Origin of the sequence: Nostoc sp. CALU 1950 (genome assembly GCF_051172895.1) — a bacterium.
GTDB lineage: Bacteria > Cyanobacteriota > Cyanobacteriia > Cyanobacteriales > Nostocaceae > Nostoc > Nostoc edaphicum_A.
Map to the genome: position 1 here is coordinate 1 of NZ_JBDNJQ010000169.1, position 17,696 is coordinate 17,696.

Sequence of the window (17,696 nt, forward strand, 5' to 3'; positions counted from 1 at the left end):
GAAGTCGGGGATCTGGACATCGCGCATTTTCACAACTCATTTAGGATTGCTATATGAGGCTGCGCTTTATTCATGTAGGAGCAATACCCTGCGCGCTATCGCTGCGCTAACGCTGAAAGCGTTCTCGTAAGAGTAGCCGCTTCTCTACGAGACGCTACGCGTAGCTTGCTTCTCCGTAGGAGTATGCGTCTACATGAATTGCCCCAGAGCGCGTATAGTTTTGCGTAACTCCTACCACTATCGATTTTCTGGTGTATCCCCTCTTGCCAGTCCTTTGTAAGCTTGTCATTTACCGTAAAATACTTGACTAACCTTAGTGCGAAACTGTAGCCTCAAACTACACTTATCACTGCCTATAGGAACATGGGATAATTTACCGTAACCCTAACTAATACGTTGTTTTGCGTAGTTCAGCAAAAAATTAGTAAAAAAAAGCAAATTAATTAACTTATGGTTACTAGGACTTATGATAATTCACACTTCGATGAAAGCACTAACGGGGTTGTTGTAATGGTCGAGCCATACAGCCAAAAAGAGCAAATACAGCAGGTTGTTTACCGCATTTTAGATGCCAATTTAGACCGCGCTCGTGAGGGCTTGCGAATTATTGAGGAATGGTGTCGGTTTGGGTTGAATAATGCCCAGTTGGCTCTGGAATGCAAGCGCTTGCGACAAGAAGTAGCCAAGTGGCATACCTCAGAATTGCGGGCAGCGCGAGATACACCAGGCGATCCTGGGACTGAATTAACTCATCCTCAAGAAGAAGAACGAGCTAGTATAAAATCGGTGTTGCAAGCTAACTTTTGCCGTATAGAAGAAGCGTTACGGGTGTTAGAAGAATATAGCAAGCTTTACCAACCGAATATGGCTAAAGCTTGTAAGCAGATGCGTTATCAAGTTTATACCCTAGAAAGTAGTTTAATGGGTCATCAGCGCCATCAATTGTTGTGGCGATCGCGTTTGTATCTTGTTACTTCCCCTAGTGAAAGTTTGTTGAACAATGTCGAAGCTGCACTCAAAGGTGGATTAACGCTTCTACAGTACCGCGACAAAACCGCTGATGATTCTTTGCGTTTGGAACAAGCTAGAAAATTACGGCAGTTATGCCATATCTACGGTGCTTTGTTCATTGTAAACGATCGCGTGGATGTAGCTTTAGCTGTGGATGCAGATGGGGTGCATCTAGGACAACAAGATATGCCTATTAACATTGCTAGGCAATTACTTGGTTCTCAACGTCTGATAGGTCTTTCTACCACAAATAAAGAAGAAATGCAAGCAGCAATTGCTGAAGGTGTAGATTATATTGGCGTGGGGCCAGTTTATGAAACTCCTACGAAAGTAGGTAAAGCAGCAACAGGACTAGAATATGTCAGCTATGCTGCCAAAAATTGCTCAATCCCTTGGTTTGCGATTGGGGGAATAGATGCCAATAATATCAATGATGTGATCGATGCTGGAGCCGAACGTGTAGCGGTGGTGCGATCGCTCATGCAAGCTGAACAGCCTACCCTCGTAACACAATATTTGCTCTCCCAACTCAATCGCATTAAACCAGAACTTTAAAAGAGTCATTGGCATTAGAAAAACTCCTCATTCCCCATTCCCCATTCCCCATTCCCCATTCCCCATTCCCCATTCCCCATTCCCCAGTCCCCATTCCCCATTCCCCATTCCCCACAAGCTTATGTCTAATGAGATTACGATTCAGGTAAATGGGGAAACCCATAGCTGTTCGTTTGAAATTTCTTTACCCGACTTACTCCAACAATTGGGTTTTAATCCCCGTTTGGTGGCTGTAGAGTATAACGGCGAAATTTTACACCGCCAGTTTTGGCCGGAAAAAAAAGTGCAGCCAGGCGATCGCTTAGAAGTAGTAACTATTGTCGGGGGTGGTTAGTTGATTTGAGTCAGCAAACCCAAATCCTTAAGGCTGCGTCGTGTAATCTCGATGCGGACTGGTGCATCTTCTGGTTTTTGCATATCAAGGGTTGTGGCGAAAAAGTAAACGTTTTTGTTTTGCTCTAAATAACCCACGAACCAACCAACATTTGGTTTAGTACTTGTTAACCATCCCGTTTTTCCTCGCAGTGTGTAGTCTGGAGTTTGTTCACGTACCATAATGTCTTTGACAAGATTTATTGTCCGTTGCGAGAAAGGTAAATCGCCTTGATACAACCGTTGCAAAAACTTAATTTGCTCTTTGGGTGTAATTTGCAATGGCTGTTGTAACCAAAAACGATCAATGTCTGCGGCGGTACCAATTTGACGGTTCCCGTAGCCTACTTTGTTAATAAATTCCTGCATCCGTTCATATCCAATTCTACGTGCCAGCACTTGATAGAACCAAACAGTTGAATCCTTAAAAGCTTGACGCAAATTCGTATCATGATTCCAGGCATCAATTTCTCGGTGAATTCCATCCCAAGTGAGAACCGCCACATCATTAGAAACTACACCTGTTTCTAGCGCCACCAATGCGTTGAAAATTTTGAATGTCGAAGCTGGAGCAATCGCAGTTGCATTACGTTGAGTATTGTGTTCATAGGTGCGGTTATTTTTTGAGTCGTAAATCAAGATTGAGCCTTCACGCCCAAATTCTTGAAAGTGTCGCCCCAAATTTGGCGTTTTCACAGCGGGACGTTCAGATGAAGTGGAAGCAGGTTGAGCTAGAACGTACATTCCCCCAAAGCTAATCAGACTCAATCCAACAAGACATCCAATGATTATAAACACAAGAGATTGCTTTCGATGCTTTGCATAGTGCCGAAGGAATTGTTCTATGCCAAACAAGATATTTTTCATTGCACATTTAGTAGAATCACAAGCGAGATTCTACACTGCAATCTTGCTCCTTTGCGGAGCTATTAGCTTTTGGTGATTGCTCAATCTGCATTCATCTCATAAAATTGCGTTTCTTCCCTCTGATTTATACAGCGATCGATGAAGGGTTCTACGCTTGGCTAATTCTTTACCTTTGCGGCCGAGTTGCTCACGTAGTTGCTGGTCTTTGCATAACCGATTGAAAGCTTGAAACACTTCATAACCAGAATTGGGATTAACCAGAATGCCATTTTCCTCATGCTGAACTGTGTCTAGAACACCGCCTAAACGAGGAGCAATTACAGGCTTACCGAAGTAACTTGCTTCTAAATAAACGACACCAAAACCTTCCATATTATTAGGTTTAGTATCCAATAAAGTTAGCATGGCAAATATATCACAAGCTGCATAATAGCCTGCTAATTCTGGCTCTGGAACATATCCAGCAAAATGGACGAACTTATCTACCCGCAAACGATGCACCAGAGATTTCAGTTCAGATTCACTTGGCCCTTGACCGCAGATTATATAGTGGACATCGACCCCAAAAGTTAGCAATAGTGGGATGTTATCAATTACTCGGTCGAAACCTTTATGTTTTACTAGTCTACCGATGGAGAGAATAACTATTGCTGATTCGGGAATGTTGTACGTTTGACGCACGCGAACACGTAAATCATCAAGGCTACTGGGATTCGCTACATTATTACCAAATTTTTCTGGTCTAATTATTGGGTTGATAACATGGGTAGGAGTATTTATTCGTAAAGCAGTTCTGAGGTAATCTCGTGTATAAGAACTGTTACAAACAATACCTTCGGCGCGTTTGAGTGTTAATTTGAATAGCGATCGCAGCACGGGATTGTGTAAAGTACAAAGAAAATCATTGCCGTGCAGATAGATAAAAAAGCGAATAGGTAAAAAATAGCTCAATAGCAACAGTGAAGGAAAATCATAGCCGTGGCCCCACTCTATATAACGGTAGTGATAGCGAAAATAGAGTTTAATTGCTAGGACAAATGAGCAAACTATATTGAGGAAAGGCTTTAGGATATTTCCCACACAGCCACTACGCCAGGATCTCGGATAAGACCAACGATATACAGGAAATTGCTGATTTTCATCAAATACTTTGTCTCCTGAGCAACTAGCCGCCAGCACAATAACTCGTTCTGGATCTTGGAGACAGCGATTGTAGATATATTCCCCAATTACAGCTTCTTTCGGCAGAAATAACCGGGATATGACTAGGATATCTGGGTATGCAGCTTTGTCTCTGATTTCGGCTGTTAGTTGAGAAATATGTTCCATAATAAAGTTGATGACTGTATTTCAAATAATTTTTAATTTATTTGCAATTAGGATTACTTTCAAAGCCATTATTATTATTTTATTTCTTTTAAAACGAATGTGTAGACAAATTTGAAGCCTATTTTAGAAGATTAGCCAGGAAGATTGTTTTTTTATTGTGTTGATCTTATTTTTGCTGCAAATTTCTCACTAGTTGAGAATTTCTGTGCATGATGAACAATAAATAAAAGCAAGCACTTGTAGTCAAGTTGCTCAGTGAACAACTGTTACGAAAATTACGAAATTTAGCTACGTTCAATACAATATCCTAAATACTATCTACTGTTGTGCCAAAATGCCAAAAATTTGAATAAGTAGTTGATAGCAATCTGGTGTCTATCTCCCTTTACTGACAAGCATCACGGACACTTCTTATTATTCTGTGTATACGTAATTTTAAAACTAAAAAATGTAGTAAATACTGCCCCCTGCCCCCTGCCTCTCTTGTTAATTTGTCACAGTACAGCAAGATAATTGCGCCAACCGCCATACTGGGAAATGTCCTGTGCATCGGGAATGATATATGGTTCACACAAAAATCCCTTGACTGAGGAACCATCTTCTAAGTCTAAAGTGCCAATTACTAGGGGTGGCGGTACTGCGGCGACAAAAGTACCAAAACCTTCTGCACTCAGACGCCAAAGTTCTACTTCAATGCCTACCCCAGAACCATCGAGAACTTTCACTAATCCAGGTTTGGCAGGTTGGGTATTGGCAAGGGCGTAGAAGCGATAGGTGGGAGCGGTTTTGCAAGTTTTCACTAAGGTGGCATGGCGCTCTTGCAGCTGATAGTTCAAGGGTTGCCCGCACAGATGAGCGCCAACAACAGCAAGAGTAATCGTATTAGTGGATATTGTCATGGGGAAATCCTCACAGAAGTTGTTTTGCCATAAATACCACCCATTTGATGGTGATAGCGGGCACCCATTTGACACAGTGCCGCGTCTTGAAACCCTTGTCCAATTAAGGTAATGCCAGCGGGCAAACCATTGGCACGAAAGCCAGCAGGAAGGGCGATCGCACACAAGTCCATCAAGTTAACGAAATTGGTGTAATAGCCCAGGTTGGTGTTGAGAGCGATCGCATCAGCTTCTACTTCCGCTTTGGTGTAGATAGTGCCCGTAGTAGGCAACGCCAAAATATTGACTTTTTGCCACTGCTGTGAAGCTTCTTGTTTCAGGGCTTCAAGAGCATAGAAACCTTTGAAAGTATCCACCGCTGTGTAGCGTAAACCATTGCTAATGATTTGCCGGACAACGGGATGCATGGCATCAGCTTGAGTTTCAAAGAACGGTTGAATAGCAGCAAGTCTTTCTGCCACCCAGGCACCGGAGTAGAGCAAATCAGCAGCTTGCTGGAAAGGCTGAAAATCAATTTCTACAAGATTCCCGCCGATCGCCTTTAACCGCTGTAATCCTTGTTCATACAAATCTGCTGCGGCTTTATCACCGAAGAATTTCAATTGATCAGCCTTGGGTACTCCAAAGGAAAATGATGATGGAATTGCTGCGGTTTGTGCTGGAATTTGGCGAGAATAACTATCGGTGGCATCAAAACCACTGGCGACTTGCCAGACGATCGCAGCATCTTGGCAATTCAATGTAAAAATGGAAACGCAATCGAGGGAACGACAGGCAGGTACAACGCCGGATGTACTTAATACACCTCTGGTAGGCTTGAGTCCGACAATGTTGTTAAATGCCGCAGGGACTCGTCCAGAACCGGCTGTATCAGTGCCTAGTGAAAAACTCACCAGCCCCGCTGCGACTGCCACGGCGGAACCAGAACTAGAGCCACCGGAAATATAATCGTCATGGAAAACACTGCTACATGCACCGAATGGCGATCGCACTCCGACTAACCCTGTGGCAAACTGATCGAGATTGGTTTTGCCGATCAAAATTGCCCCAGCTTGGAGTAAGCGATCAACTACCGTTGCCGTTTTTTCTGGGATGTAGCTGTAAGCTGGACACGCAGCAGTTGTAGGTATTTTTGCCACATCTATATTATCTTTCACAGCGAAAGGGATGCCGTAAAGAGGCAAATCATCGAGATTCCTGCCAGCGAGGGATTGAGCTTGAGCGATCGCTTTTGCTTGTGGTAATAGATGAATCCAGACGGCATCGTTTCCCCGTGCGGCAATCCGGCGATAAACTGACTCAATGACATCTGTTGGTTGCAATTGAGCCGTTCGATAAGCTGTAAGCAGCGATGCAATATCCAGGCTGAACAAGTCTGTCATAATCGAATGGCACTAAGAAAAGGGAAAATCGTTGAGGCAGCAGGGGTGCAGAGGAGCAGAGGAGCAGGGGAGCAGGGGAGCAGGGGAGAAAGAAGAAGTTTTAGGTATTGCGTTCGGATATTTAGAAATTCACCTCTGCACCCTTGCACCCCTGCCCCTCTGCAATCCTTACGCTGCATACTCTTCAGCTTAACTTAGTGCCATTCTGTCATAATCCTTCTCCTCGAACGATCGCTAATATCTGTCCGGCAGTGACGAGTTGCCCTGGTTCGCAGAGGACTTCTACCACCGTTCCGGGATCGTCCGGTAACAGAGTCATTTCCTGTTTCATTGCTTCCAACACAATTACACCCGTGTCTTCCGTAATGCGATCGCCTGGTTTGATTAACACCTGCCAGACGTTTGCTGTTGTTGGGGCGCTCAGGGCATAGCAATCATCAGGAATGAGAGTTGCAATTGCTGGTGGAATATCGGCTGCGACGAGGGTGCTTTCTTCCTCGGCTGTGGCTGTCCAGCGATCGCGTTCTTCTCGAAAGGCAGTTCGCTGGCGGGTTTGGCATGTCGTTGCCTCTTGGGCAATTTCTTGCAAAAACTGTTGATAATCACCGAAATTAAATGTGGTTTCTTCAATCTTTAGTTTGAATTTACCTTCAATAAAATCCTCTCGGTGGCGCATTAACTCCTCGTGAGAAACTGGATAAAACCGAATTTGATCGAAGAATCGCAACAGCCAGGGTTTGCCATCTTGAAAATCTGCGGTTTGTTTGTAGCGATTCCACATCTGCACAGTGCGTCCGACAAACTGATAACCACCCGGCCCCTCCATACCATAAACGCAGAGATATGCGCCACCGATGCCAACTGCATTTTCAGGAGTCCAAGTCCGGGCGGGATTGTATTTTGTGGTGACGAGACGATGACGGGGATCGAGGGGGACTGCTACTGGCGCACCGAGATAAACATCACCCAAGCCCATCACCAAGTAACTGGCATTAAAGAGAATTTCTTTAACTTCTGCAATGCTTCCCAGTCCATTAATCCGCCGAATAAATTCAATATTGCTAGGACACCACGGTGCATCTTTTCGCACCGATTGCATATATTTTTCAATGGCTAGTTGAGTAGATTCATCATCCCAGGACAACGGTAGATGTAGAATCCGGGTCGGCACTTCCAACTCAGAAATATCCGGGAGATGAGATTCGATATTTTGTAATGCGGTAACTAAATTTGATTGGGAAATGACACGGCTATCGTAGTGAATTTGTAGCGATCGCATTCCCGGCGTTAATTCCAAAATCCCATGAATGGGTTTGGTTTGCAAATAAACCATTAACTCATGCACCCGAAAACGCAACTTCAAATCCAGCACCAAATCTCCGTATTCAATCAACAAGTATTTATCACTCGCTTGACGGTAGATGACGGCAACTTGGTCATCGGTTGCGGGAATTTCTGCCAGAATTGGGGATTGGGCAGGAAATTCTTTTATGATTTGGTTGGGATCTGAATCCACAGACCTATCTTCCTGATACCCAGTCCCTAGTCCCCAATCCCCAGTCCCTAATTGAATTTGCCGATCCAACTGCAATTCTTGGTGCAATGCTTGGTTAAAAGTGAGCCGACGGAATTGAATTGTATTCCCTGGTTTGAGTTGGCCAATTTTCCAGAGTTCTGCTTGGGCGATCGCAGCAGGACAGACAAAACCGCCCAAACTCGGCCCATCCAAACCCAGTATAATCGGCATATCTCCGGTGAAATCCACTGTCCCAACGGCATAAGCATTATCGTGAATATTGGAAGGATGTAGCCCCGCTTCACCACCATCTTGTCGCGCCCAAGTCGGTTTTGGCCCAATCAACCGAATTCCGGTTCGCGCCGAGTTGTAATGCACTTCCCAATGAGTACTGAAAAAAGTCTCTATGTCTTCATCCGTAAAGAAATCCGGCGCACCATGAGGGCCATACAAAACTCCAATTTCCCAATGATTTGAGTAGGTAGGAATCAATTCGGGGGCAATAGATTGCGGTTCTTGAGATGTGGAGGGATGCAATTTGAGGACATCGCCCACCTGTAACTCTCTGCCGCCATGTCCACCAAACCGGCCCAGAGTAAAGGTTGCTTTACTGCCTAAATAATCGGGTACATCAAACCCGCCTTGTACACTAATATATGTGCGGAAACCATTGCCCTGAATGCTGCCCAAACGTAGGGTACTTCCAGCTTTTACCAAAACTGCCTTCCAATAGGGAATTGGCTCTTTATCTAAGGTAGCTTTCATCTGCGCTCCCGTGAGGCAAATCACCGTATCGCTATTGAATCGCAAAGCGGGGCCAGATAAGGTACACTCCAATCCAGCGGCCGATTCTGGATTGCCTAAAATCTGGTTGCCCAACCGAAACGCCAAAGAATCCATTGGGCCAGAGGGCGGCACACCAACATTCCAGTAGCCCACTCGTCCCGGATAATCTTGAATAGTGGTCATCGTGCCTGGAACTAGCACATCAATTGTATTTGGGCGATAGGTAAAACTATTGGTAGATTTCGTGGTAATGTTGCCCTGAATAAACGTCGAATCAGTAATAATTTGGCGTAAGTATTCCAGGTTAGTTTCAATGCCATCGATGCGAGATTGAGCCAGGGAAGTTTGGAGAATTGCGATCGCATCTGCTCTTGATTCTCCATGCACAATTACCTTCGCCAACAATGGATCGTAAAATGGCGAAACTTTTGTGCCAGTAGCAATCCAGGTATCGCAACGAATACCATCCGCAAACTGTACTTGAGTTAACTCACCCGAACTCGGCTGAAAATTTTTATGCGGATCTTCGGCATAAACCCGCACCTGAATCGCATGTCCTTGCGGTTGATATTGGTATGATGCCAACCCCAGCGACTCGCCCTGAGCTTGACGCACCATCCACTCCACTAAATCCACACCTGTAATAGCTTCTGTGACGCCATGTTCTACCTGTAAGCGGGTATTTACCTCTAAGAAGTAAAACTGTTGGCTATCCACATCGTAGATAAACTCAACCGTACCAGCCGATTGATAGCGAATCCCCTGACAGAGTTTCACAGCAGAGTCATACAAGCGCTGTCGAAGAGTATTACTAATATTCGGTGCCGGAGCTTCTTCAATCACTTTTTGATTGCGCCGCTGCGTTGAACAATCGCGTTCACCAAGAGCAACTACGTTCCCTTGTCCATCACCAAAGATTTGCACTTCAATGTGTCGCGCCCGTTCGATGTATTTTTCTAAAAATACTCCACTCTGACTAAAGTTATTCCGACTCAAGCGCTGCACATTTTCCAACAAGTCTGCCAAAGTGTCTTCACTCCGGCACAACTGCATTCCAATGCCACCACCCCCGGCCGTACTTTTGATCATCACAGGATAGCCAATTTCTGCCGCTGCCTGTTTGACTTGCTGCAAATTGTCTAACAACAAACTACCGGGGACAAGTGGCACTCCAGCCGTTTGTGCGATCGCTCTTGCTTCATGTTTCAGTCCAAATTGCCGCAGTTGTTCGGGTGTGGGCCCAATAAACACAATTCCTGCTTCCGCGCAAGCTTCGGCAAAGGCGACATTCTCGCTTAAAAAGCCATAACCGGGATGAATCGCCTCAGCACCAGTCGCCTGTGCTGCTGCCAAAATCGCCTCAATCCGCAGATAACTCTGCGCGGCAGCCGCATCTCCAACACAGACAGCTTCCCCAGCCGCTGCAACATGGGCAGCGTGGGCATCAGCTTGGGAATAGACTGCAACCGAGGCAATACCGATGCGATCGAGGGTGCGAATAATCCGGCAAGCAATTTCACCCCGATTGGCAATCAAAACTTTGTTGAACATGAGCGCTAAGATAATTCGTAATTCGTAATTCGTAATTAAGTTTTGTCGGGTACGTTACGCCGCAGGTTAATGCATCCTACAAAACTGCGTCCCAAACAATCAACCTGATTGGTGTGGGATTGTAAGCATTGCACGGGTTGTTGATTTGCGGACAGTTAGAAATCAACACCATCACATCCATCTCTGCCCGTAGATCGATAATCTTCCCGGCTTCTGAAATACCATCGACAATTTCCAATGTGCCATCTTCGCTAACGGGAACATTCATGTAGAAGTTCACATTGCTAACGAGATCGCGTTTGTTCATTTCATACTTGCTCAGTTCCAGCAAGTAATTCTCGACACAAGCGTGTAAATGCTTCTTGTGCAGCCCATAGCGCACTGAGTTGCTTTCCATACTACATGCCCCACCCAACGTATCGTGTTTGCCACACTGATCATGGATGACGGTCATCATCACGTTTCCTTCATTGGAAATCAACTGAGTGCCTGTAGTGATGAAAATGTTGCCTTGACGGACAATGGTATCGGGAGCGCTATATCGCTCTGAGGTATCATCAGCGTTGTAAAACAATGTATCAACAGCTTGATTGCCTAGTAGATCGATAATCCGCAAAATTTGCCCTTTTTTGATAATCCTAGACCAAGGCTGACGGGCAGACAACTCTTGATCATAAATTGCTTTTGCTGGATCGAGTTCAATAGGTAATGTTGCGACCATCATGTGACTCCTCTTCTATTTTTCAGATGCAAAGAAACAGATTTCAAAAAAGAATGCGATGGATGGATTTACAGAACACAGACACAAAAGGCAATTCCCAATCCAAAATCTAAAATCTAAAATCCAAAATGGTATAACCTACAAACTACTCCTGAGCAAATAAAGCATCAGTGTTAATAAAACCACGAATCACCTCTTCATTTGCAGTGCGGCACAGATCATCGGGTGCTGGTGCAGAAGATTTCCAAACGGTAAGCTGAATTGGCTGAGGCTTATATACTGTATCGGGGTGCAGTACATGGGGACAGTTAGAAATAATCACCAACACATTCATTTCCGCCCGCAAATCAATAAAACTGCCCGGTTTCTCATCGCCTGCGACATATTCCAAATCACCATTTGGATGCACTGCCACTCGGCTAAATAAATTCAGGTTAGGCATTAGGTCTTTGCGAGTTAAACCACGCTTGCCCAAGGCTTTGAGAAAATTGTTGCGGGAGTTGTTATAGTCGCTTTCGCCATATTTGTTGTAAGACCCTTCGCCATATTTTGCAGTGTTGCTGGCAGTATTGCTGCAACCACAGATTAGATCGTGATGACCGGAGGTATCCTCTGTGATGGAGAATAGAATGCGCCCCATATCAGAGTAAATTACCATCCCCTTTTTGAGGAAGGCGTTGAATTGAATCTTGGCGGTATCTGCCACATTCAGCCGCTCAATTGGGCTATCCGCGTTGTAGCAAATCATCGAAACACCTTGAGATCCTTCCAAATCAGTCACACGCAAGGTATTTCCCCGTTTGATCACGTAATGCCAATACGCACCACCAGGCAGCTTTTCATCGAGTAAAATTAGGCTCGGATCAATTGCCCCCAGATTCGGCAGAATCGATGCTTGCACCATAAAATCCTCCTGTTACGATTGGATGATCAGTTGAGGAATTGCCAAAGGCTCAACCTCTGAAATTGGAGAAAGAAACTACTGACTCAAATAACAAAGCCCAGGAGATTACCAATACAGTCATCCTGTCTGGCTCTCCCGGGCTTTTTTCCCGCCGTGTGACCAACTCCGCTTAGAGTCGGCTGCTTCTCTTGGACCAGCCATCACATACTCGATGCGATCGGAACCCTAGAAGCTCATCCTTATTCAATTGGCAATTTGAGTTTGCAAAACTTCTACAATATCGAAAACAGAGCGTTTCCTACTTAGGTTAACATTTTGACGCCATATTTTTTACAAAAAACAAACATCAGAGGACTCATATTTGATTGCGTGAAAAAACTCAGTACAACTTGAAGAGGCTTGTTTCCTATTGCCTATTGCCTATTGCCTATTGCCTATTGCCTTCCTATCTGGTAACTTCCGCGACCAGTGAAAAGAAAAATCTATATCTTGAGACAGATGTGGTAGTTGTCAGTGTTATACATATTCAAAGACCACATAAAATTCAAGTTCATCTATGACCAAAAAGCCTTGGGATGCTCAACTTGCTTACTGGCTAGTTCGACCTCTAAAAGACAGTTGGGTAAATCCCAATCATCTCACCACAGTGCGACTTGTAACTGGGTTGGCGGCTGCCATTGCGATGTCTACGACGGGCTACGCCTACGCAGTTGGCGATGTCATTTGGGCTAACATTGGGGCATGGTTGTTTGCTTTATCTAACTTTCTAGATCACACGGATGGTGAATTAGCTCGTTTAAGTGGGAAAAGCAGCAAATGGGGACATCAGTATGATCTAGCTAGCGATGCCATCATCCATATTCTTTTGTTTGTGTGTATTGGATATGGTCTTAGGGAAGGAAAATTTGGTTGGTGGGCGTTGCTGATGGGGATAGTCTCTGGCGTGTCTGTTGCTTGTATATTTCATTTGCGAAACCAAATGGAACAGCGTTTAGGTAAACACGCCAGCCGTCAACCAAATTTCGCCGGGTTTGACATTGAAGATGTGTTGTATTTGTTTCCCATAGTTACCTTACTGAATGGACTAGAGCCGTTACTAATAGCAGCTACAATTGGGGCACCAACTTTTGCTGCGTGGGTAATTTGGCAATTTCGGGCACTCCCGCAGCCTTAAGCAAAATTGGCTGTTCAGGTAGTCTCGGCGGCCATTTGGTGTAGTCGCTTTGTTTAACCAGTTCTAGCTCTTTTGTCCCAGTAGGGCGATACAGAGTTACTGTTTCTTCGATGTTAAGAATTAGTTAATATATGTTCAATTGAGCAAAATACAGTCATTATAAAATACTGGGAAAATTTACAAATTTACTGGTGTCGTAGCTCTGTTGGTGACTTGACGATGAAGGCAATTATATTAGCTGCTGGCGTTGGACGACGCTTAGGTAAAGACGGGCAAATCCAACCCAAATGCTTATTGAAATTTAACGGCAAATCTCTATTAGAGCGCCATTTGAACTATCTCCGTCATTACCAGATTGACGAGGTACTTATTGCTGTGGGTTATCAAGCTGAAAGAATTCAGGATGAAATCAAAGTATTAGGAGCCGAAAATTGGGTCAGTACAGTTTATAATCCTGACTACACTAAAGGTAGTGTGATCAGCCTTTGGACTTTACGTCAACATTTAGCTACTGGCGATGACATACTATTAATGGATGCAGACGTGTTGTGCGATCGCCGCATCATCGAACGACTGGTAAAGACAAATATCCCCAACAGCTTCTTGCTGGATCGGGATTTTGAACCGGGAGATGAACCCGTGAAGCTTTGTGTCAGAGATAATTATCTAGTGGAGTTTCGCAAACAAGTAGCTCTTGGTTTGACTTATGATTTTGCCGGCGAGTCAGTGGGATTCTTTCGTTTTGGAAATGCTGTCGCTCACCGTCTTGCTACTCATACAGAAAAGTATGTTACAGACGGATTGGATAATGAACCTTATGAAGAAGTAATTCGGGATCTGCTGTTAGAAACTCCAGAAACATTTGGCTATGAAGACATCACTGGATTACCTTGGCTCGAAATCGATTTTCCCCAGGATATTCAACGTGCCCAAAACGAGATTTTACCTCAGATAGAAGTCGCAGAAAATGTCTGAAAATATCTTTATTTATAGTGGTTTTGGTTTGGATACATTACAGTTTGACCTCTCTCCAAACCTCTCTCCTTTTAGAAGAGAGGCTTTGAATCTTACCCCCCTTCCCTTGTAGGGAAGGGGCTGGGGGTTAGGTCTGTATTCCATGTAATTGAGAACCGCGATATTATATTAGGTTGAGAAAAGCAGAATAGATGCATCAAATATTTGCACCCATTGATACCGCTGCAAAATTAAATAAATGTGCCCAATTGCGGGTATTACTAGAATCGCCTCAACTCGACTTCATCATGGAAGCTCACAATGGGATTAGCGCCCGCATTGTGGAAGAGGCTGGATTTAAAGGAATTTGGGCGAGTGGATTAGCCCTTTCGGCTCAATATGGCGTTCGAGATAATAATGAAGCCAGTTGGACTCAAATTGTAGAAATGCTTGAGTTTATGTCTGATGTCACCAGTATCCCCATTTTGTTAGACGGGGATACGGGTTATGGCAATTTTAATAATATGCGTCGTCTAGTTAAGAAGTTAGAACAGCGAGGTATTGCTGGAGTCTGTATTGAAGATAAGCTTTTTCCTAAAACCAACAGTTTCATCAACGGTAGTCGCCAAGCTTTGGCTGATATTGATGAATTTTGCGGCAAAATTAAGGCAGGCAAAGATAGTCAGACAGACCCAGATTTTTGCATCGTCGCCCGACTAGAAGCTTTGATTGCCGGGTGGGATCTTTCGGAGGCAATGCGCCGAGCTGAAGCTTACCACGCCGCCGGAGCAACCGCCATCCTGATTCACAGTAAATCATCCCGTCCTGACCAAGTGCTAGCTTTTGCTAAAGAGTGGGCGGGTCGTTCGCCGTTAGTGATTATACCGACTAAATATTACAGCACGGCTACTGATGTCTTTCGCAAAGCTGAAGTGAATTTGGTCATCTGGGCAAACCATCTGATTCGAGCTGCTGTTGCTAGTATGCAAGCGATCGCACGCGAAGTAAAAGCCAGCGAAACTTTAATCAACATTGAAGATGATGTTGCGCCTGTAAAAGAAATCTTCCGGCTACAAGGGGCGGATGAACTCATAGAAGCTGAAAAACGCTACTTTAACAACGGACGACAAAATACCCAAGCGATCGTTCTGGCTGCTAGCAGAGGAAAAGAATTAGCAGGATTGACGCAAGATAAACCAAAAGTGATGTTACCTCTTGGAGGTAAACCTCTACTCAGGTTGTTGGTGGACAAATTTAAGAAACTTGCTATCAACGATATTACTGTTGTCGCAGGTTATAAAGCAGAAACTATTAACGTTCCGGGGACTAAAGTCATCCGCAACCCAGATTATGAAACAACGGGAGAATTAGCATCCTTAGCCGTAGCTCAAACCAGCTTTGGCGAAGAAATGCTGGTGCTTTACGGCGATTTACTATTTAGAAGCTACATCTTGCGAGATTTATTAGAATGTCCCGGAGAAATTGTGGCTGTGGTTGATTCTGTGGCAAACAACAAGTCTGTTAGCGGTTCACCTGACTACGCCTATTGCTCAATTCCAGATGATCTTTCTTTGTTTGGACAAGATGTCAACTTATTGGGCGTTTCTAAAACAACACAAACGCAATTGGGGAAATCTAGTGGACGCTGGATTGGGATGCTGCGCCTGCGGAGTCAAGGTAGAGAATGGCTGAGTGAAGCACTCAAGGAATTGCAAAAACGACCGGATTTTAACAGTTTGGGTTTGCCAGAATTATGCAATTATTTAATCGAGCAAGGAAAACCAATCAAGGTACTTTATATTCGCGGTAACTGGTTAGATGTTAATTCTTTAGATGATCTTGACCTTGCTTTTCAATTGAAGCGATAGGGAGTGGGGACTGGGGAGGTGGAAATAAAATTTTGAACTCTGAGGTTCATCAACAAAGCTCTGAGAAGATGTTTGAAAAGTCCTCTTGTTGGTAGCAAAACGTTCTAGATCCCCCTAAATCCCCCTTAAAAAGGGGGACTTTAATTCCGGTTCCCCCCTTTTTAAGGGGGGTTAGGGGGGATCAACAAGCACCTAAAATCACAGCTAACTACTTTTCAAACAACCTCAGAGGTTCATCGGCGAAGCTTTGAGGTTCATCGACGAAGCTTTGAGGTTCATCAACGAAGCTTTGAGGTTCATCGACGAAGCTTTGAGGTTCATCGACGAAGCTTTGAGGTTCATCGGCGAAGCTTTGAGGTTAAAGTTTTGAGTTCTGAAGCTCAAGTTTCGCTCTCTGAAGTCGAAGTAATAATCTTTCCTCTCCACTCCCAACTTCTCACTCCCCATCTCAATCGTTTAAATACCTGAAAATTGCTGTAAATTTTTAATTATGATTCAGGCGGAAGAATTTGTAGAAGCTGCGCGTAATTTTGGCTTTGGTTGGTACACTGGCGTACCCTGTTCTTTTCTCACACCTTTTATTAACTACGTCATTAATGACGTTCAACTTAGATATATCTCCGCAGCCAATGAGGGAGATGCTGTAGCGATCGCAGCTGGAGCCGCAATTGCTGGTAAACCCGCTGTGGTGATGATGCAAAACTCTGGTTTGGGGAATGCAGTTAACCCGCTAACCTCCCTCACTTATATCTTTCGGATTCCACTGCTGCTGATTTGTACCTTGCGAGGCGATCGCCTATTGCAAGACGAACCGCAACATGAATTAATGGGGCAAATTACAGAGAAATTGCTGGAAACAATGACTGTACCTTGGGAATTTTTCCCCACAGATGCAGCAGAAATAGAACCAGTTCTGAAAAGGTCCACAGCCTATATGCAACAAGAGCGCCGACCTTATGCTCTAATTATGCGTAAAGGAGCGATCGCCCCCCATGCCCTCACCCGTTCTTCTATCCCAGAACGAGAAGATAGCAATAGCGCTCATATTCAGCAAAGCTTTTTTCGCGATCGCAAAGAACAACGCGTCTCTCGCAGCGAAGCATTAGCTCGAATCGTGGAACTTACCGATCCAGAAAACACTGTAATAATTGCCACTACAGGATACACGGGACGCGAACTCTTCGCTAGTAAAGACAGCGCCAATCATCTTTATATGGTTGGATCGATGGGCTGCGCTTCCTCAATGGGATTGGGATTATCTTTAGCACGTCCAGACCTCAAGGTAGTAGTAATTGATGGCGATGGGGCAGCACTGATGCGAATGGGTAATTTTGCTACCATCGGCACTTATGGCGGTGCTAACTTAACCCATATTCTTTTAGATAATGAAGTCCACGATTCCACAGGCGCACAAGCCACCGTCTCTGCGGGTATCTCCTTTGCCAAAATTGCCGAAGCGTGCGGTTACGGCGTGACATTAGCCGGAGATGATCCCGCTCTTTTAGATGCCTTATTTACCGCAGATGCTAACAATAGACCTAAATTCGCTCATTTAAAAATCCGTCCCGGAACTTTAGAAAAGCTACCCAGACCCAACCTCACCCCGGAAGCAGTTTTACAACGCTTTATGAAACACATTGGTAATTCGTAATTCGTAATTCGTAATTCGTAATTAATAAATTCAAAGTACAAACTCTTTATTTAACGCGATGTGCGACTTAATATTCTGTAACAAGATCGTCGAACTGAAGTGGGTCACAATTGTGGCGATTAAGCCAGAAACAGACAGTATGAGCTAAAATCTTGC

General features: G+C 44.4%; 14 protein-coding genes and 1 riboswitch. Of the genes, 6 read left to right on the plus strand and 8 right to left on the minus strand.

The genetic code is table 11. The features are described 5' to 3' along the window. Positions 1 to 510: 510 nt before the first annotated feature. Both ABF638_RS30945 and thiS read left to right on the plus strand, forming a co-directional pair. On the plus strand, positions 511 to 1,566 hold the full coding sequence (locus ABF638_RS30945) for a thiamine phosphate synthase (RefSeq protein ID WP_435026697.1): 1,056 nt from the start codon (positions 511 to 513) through the stop codon (positions 1,564 to 1,566). A 121-nt stretch (positions 1,567 to 1,687) separates the two neighbouring features. Further along, entirely contained in the window at positions 1,688 to 1,900 is a 213-nt protein-coding gene (gene thiS / locus ABF638_RS30950) for a sulfur carrier protein ThiS (RefSeq protein WP_435026698.1), read from the plus strand. Here thiS and blaOXA read toward each other — a convergent pair. The 7 genes from blaOXA to ABF638_RS30985 form a co-directional block, all read right to left on the minus strand. Continuing rightward, positions 1,897 to 2,805, minus strand: coding sequence for a class D beta-lactamase (gene blaOXA, locus ABF638_RS30955; RefSeq protein WP_435026699.1), 909 nt, complete (start codon positions 2,803 to 2,805; stop codon positions 1,897 to 1,899). The genes thiS and blaOXA overlap by 4 nt on opposite strands. Positions 2,806 to 2,901: 96 nt before the next feature. Further along, the gene (locus tag ABF638_RS30960; RefSeq protein ID WP_435026700.1) at positions 2,902 to 4,134 is read right to left on the minus strand and encodes a glycosyltransferase family 4 protein; all 1,233 of its coding nucleotides are present in this window, start codon (positions 4,132 to 4,134) and stop codon (positions 2,902 to 2,904) included. A 494-nt stretch (positions 4,135 to 4,628) separates the two neighbouring features. Then, positions 4,629 to 5,033 carry an allophanate hydrolase-related protein gene (locus ABF638_RS30965; RefSeq protein ID WP_203219509.1) on the minus strand — a complete coding sequence of 135 codons (405 nt, stop codon included), beginning with the start codon at positions 5,031 to 5,033 and terminating at the stop codon, positions 4,629 to 4,631. After that, positions 5,030 to 6,415 (minus strand): allophanate hydrolase, encoded by a 1,386-nt coding sequence (gene atzF / locus ABF638_RS30970; protein WP_435026701.1) that lies wholly within the window; start codon positions 6,413 to 6,415, stop codon positions 5,030 to 5,032. The genes ABF638_RS30965 and atzF overlap by 4 nt, the downstream gene beginning before the upstream one ends. A gap of 208 nt (positions 6,416 to 6,623) precedes the next feature. Next, positions 6,624 to 10,268, minus strand: a complete 3,645-nt coding sequence (gene uca, locus ABF638_RS30975; protein ID WP_435026702.1) for an urea carboxylase — start codon at positions 10,266 to 10,268, stop codon at positions 6,624 to 6,626. Positions 10,269 to 10,344: 76 nt separating this feature from the next. Beyond that, positions 10,345 to 10,992: an urea amidolyase associated protein UAAP2 gene (locus tag ABF638_RS30980; RefSeq protein ID WP_435026703.1), complete on the minus strand. Its 648-nt coding sequence runs from the start codon at positions 10,990 to 10,992 to the stop codon at positions 10,345 to 10,347. A gap of 142 nt (positions 10,993 to 11,134) precedes the next feature. Beyond that, positions 11,135 to 11,893: an urea amidolyase associated protein UAAP1 gene (locus ABF638_RS30985; protein WP_435026704.1), complete on the minus strand. Its 759-nt coding sequence runs from the start codon at positions 11,891 to 11,893 to the stop codon at positions 11,135 to 11,137. A gap of 130 nt (positions 11,894 to 12,023) precedes the next feature. Further along, positions 12,024 to 12,133, minus strand: a riboswitch (guanidine-I (ykkC/yxkD leader). Positions 12,134 to 12,449: 316 nt separating this feature from the next. Between ABF638_RS30985 and ABF638_RS30990 the strand changes: the two genes are divergently transcribed. From ABF638_RS30990 to aepX, 3 genes are all read left to right on the plus strand, one after another. After that, the gene (locus ABF638_RS30990) at positions 12,450 to 13,067 is read left to right on the plus strand and encodes a CDP-alcohol phosphatidyltransferase family protein (RefSeq protein WP_435026705.1); all 618 of its coding nucleotides are present in this window, start codon (positions 12,450 to 12,452) and stop codon (positions 13,065 to 13,067) included. A gap of 219 nt (positions 13,068 to 13,286) precedes the next feature. Beyond that, entirely contained in the window at positions 13,287 to 14,042 is a 756-nt protein-coding gene (locus ABF638_RS30995) for an NTP transferase domain-containing protein (RefSeq protein ID WP_435026706.1), read from the plus strand. A gap of 191 nt (positions 14,043 to 14,233) precedes the next feature. Beyond that, positions 14,234 to 15,889: a phosphoenolpyruvate mutase gene (gene aepX / locus ABF638_RS31000; protein WP_435026707.1), complete on the plus strand. Its 1,656-nt coding sequence runs from the start codon at positions 14,234 to 14,236 to the stop codon at positions 15,887 to 15,889. 225 nt (positions 15,890 to 16,114) lie between these two features. Here the strand turns inward: aepX and ABF638_RS31005 are convergent, their stop codons facing one another. Then, entirely contained in the window at positions 16,115 to 16,315 is a 201-nt protein-coding gene (locus ABF638_RS31005) for a hypothetical protein (protein ID WP_435026708.1), read from the minus strand. Between the two features lie 64 nt (positions 16,316 to 16,379). Here ABF638_RS31005 and aepY point away from each other — a divergent pair, with 64 nt between their 5' ends. Then, positions 16,380 to 17,540: a phosphonopyruvate decarboxylase gene (gene aepY, locus ABF638_RS31010; RefSeq protein ID WP_435026709.1), complete on the plus strand. Its 1,161-nt coding sequence runs from the start codon at positions 16,380 to 16,382 to the stop codon at positions 17,538 to 17,540. Positions 17,541 to 17,696: the final 156 nt, after the last annotated feature.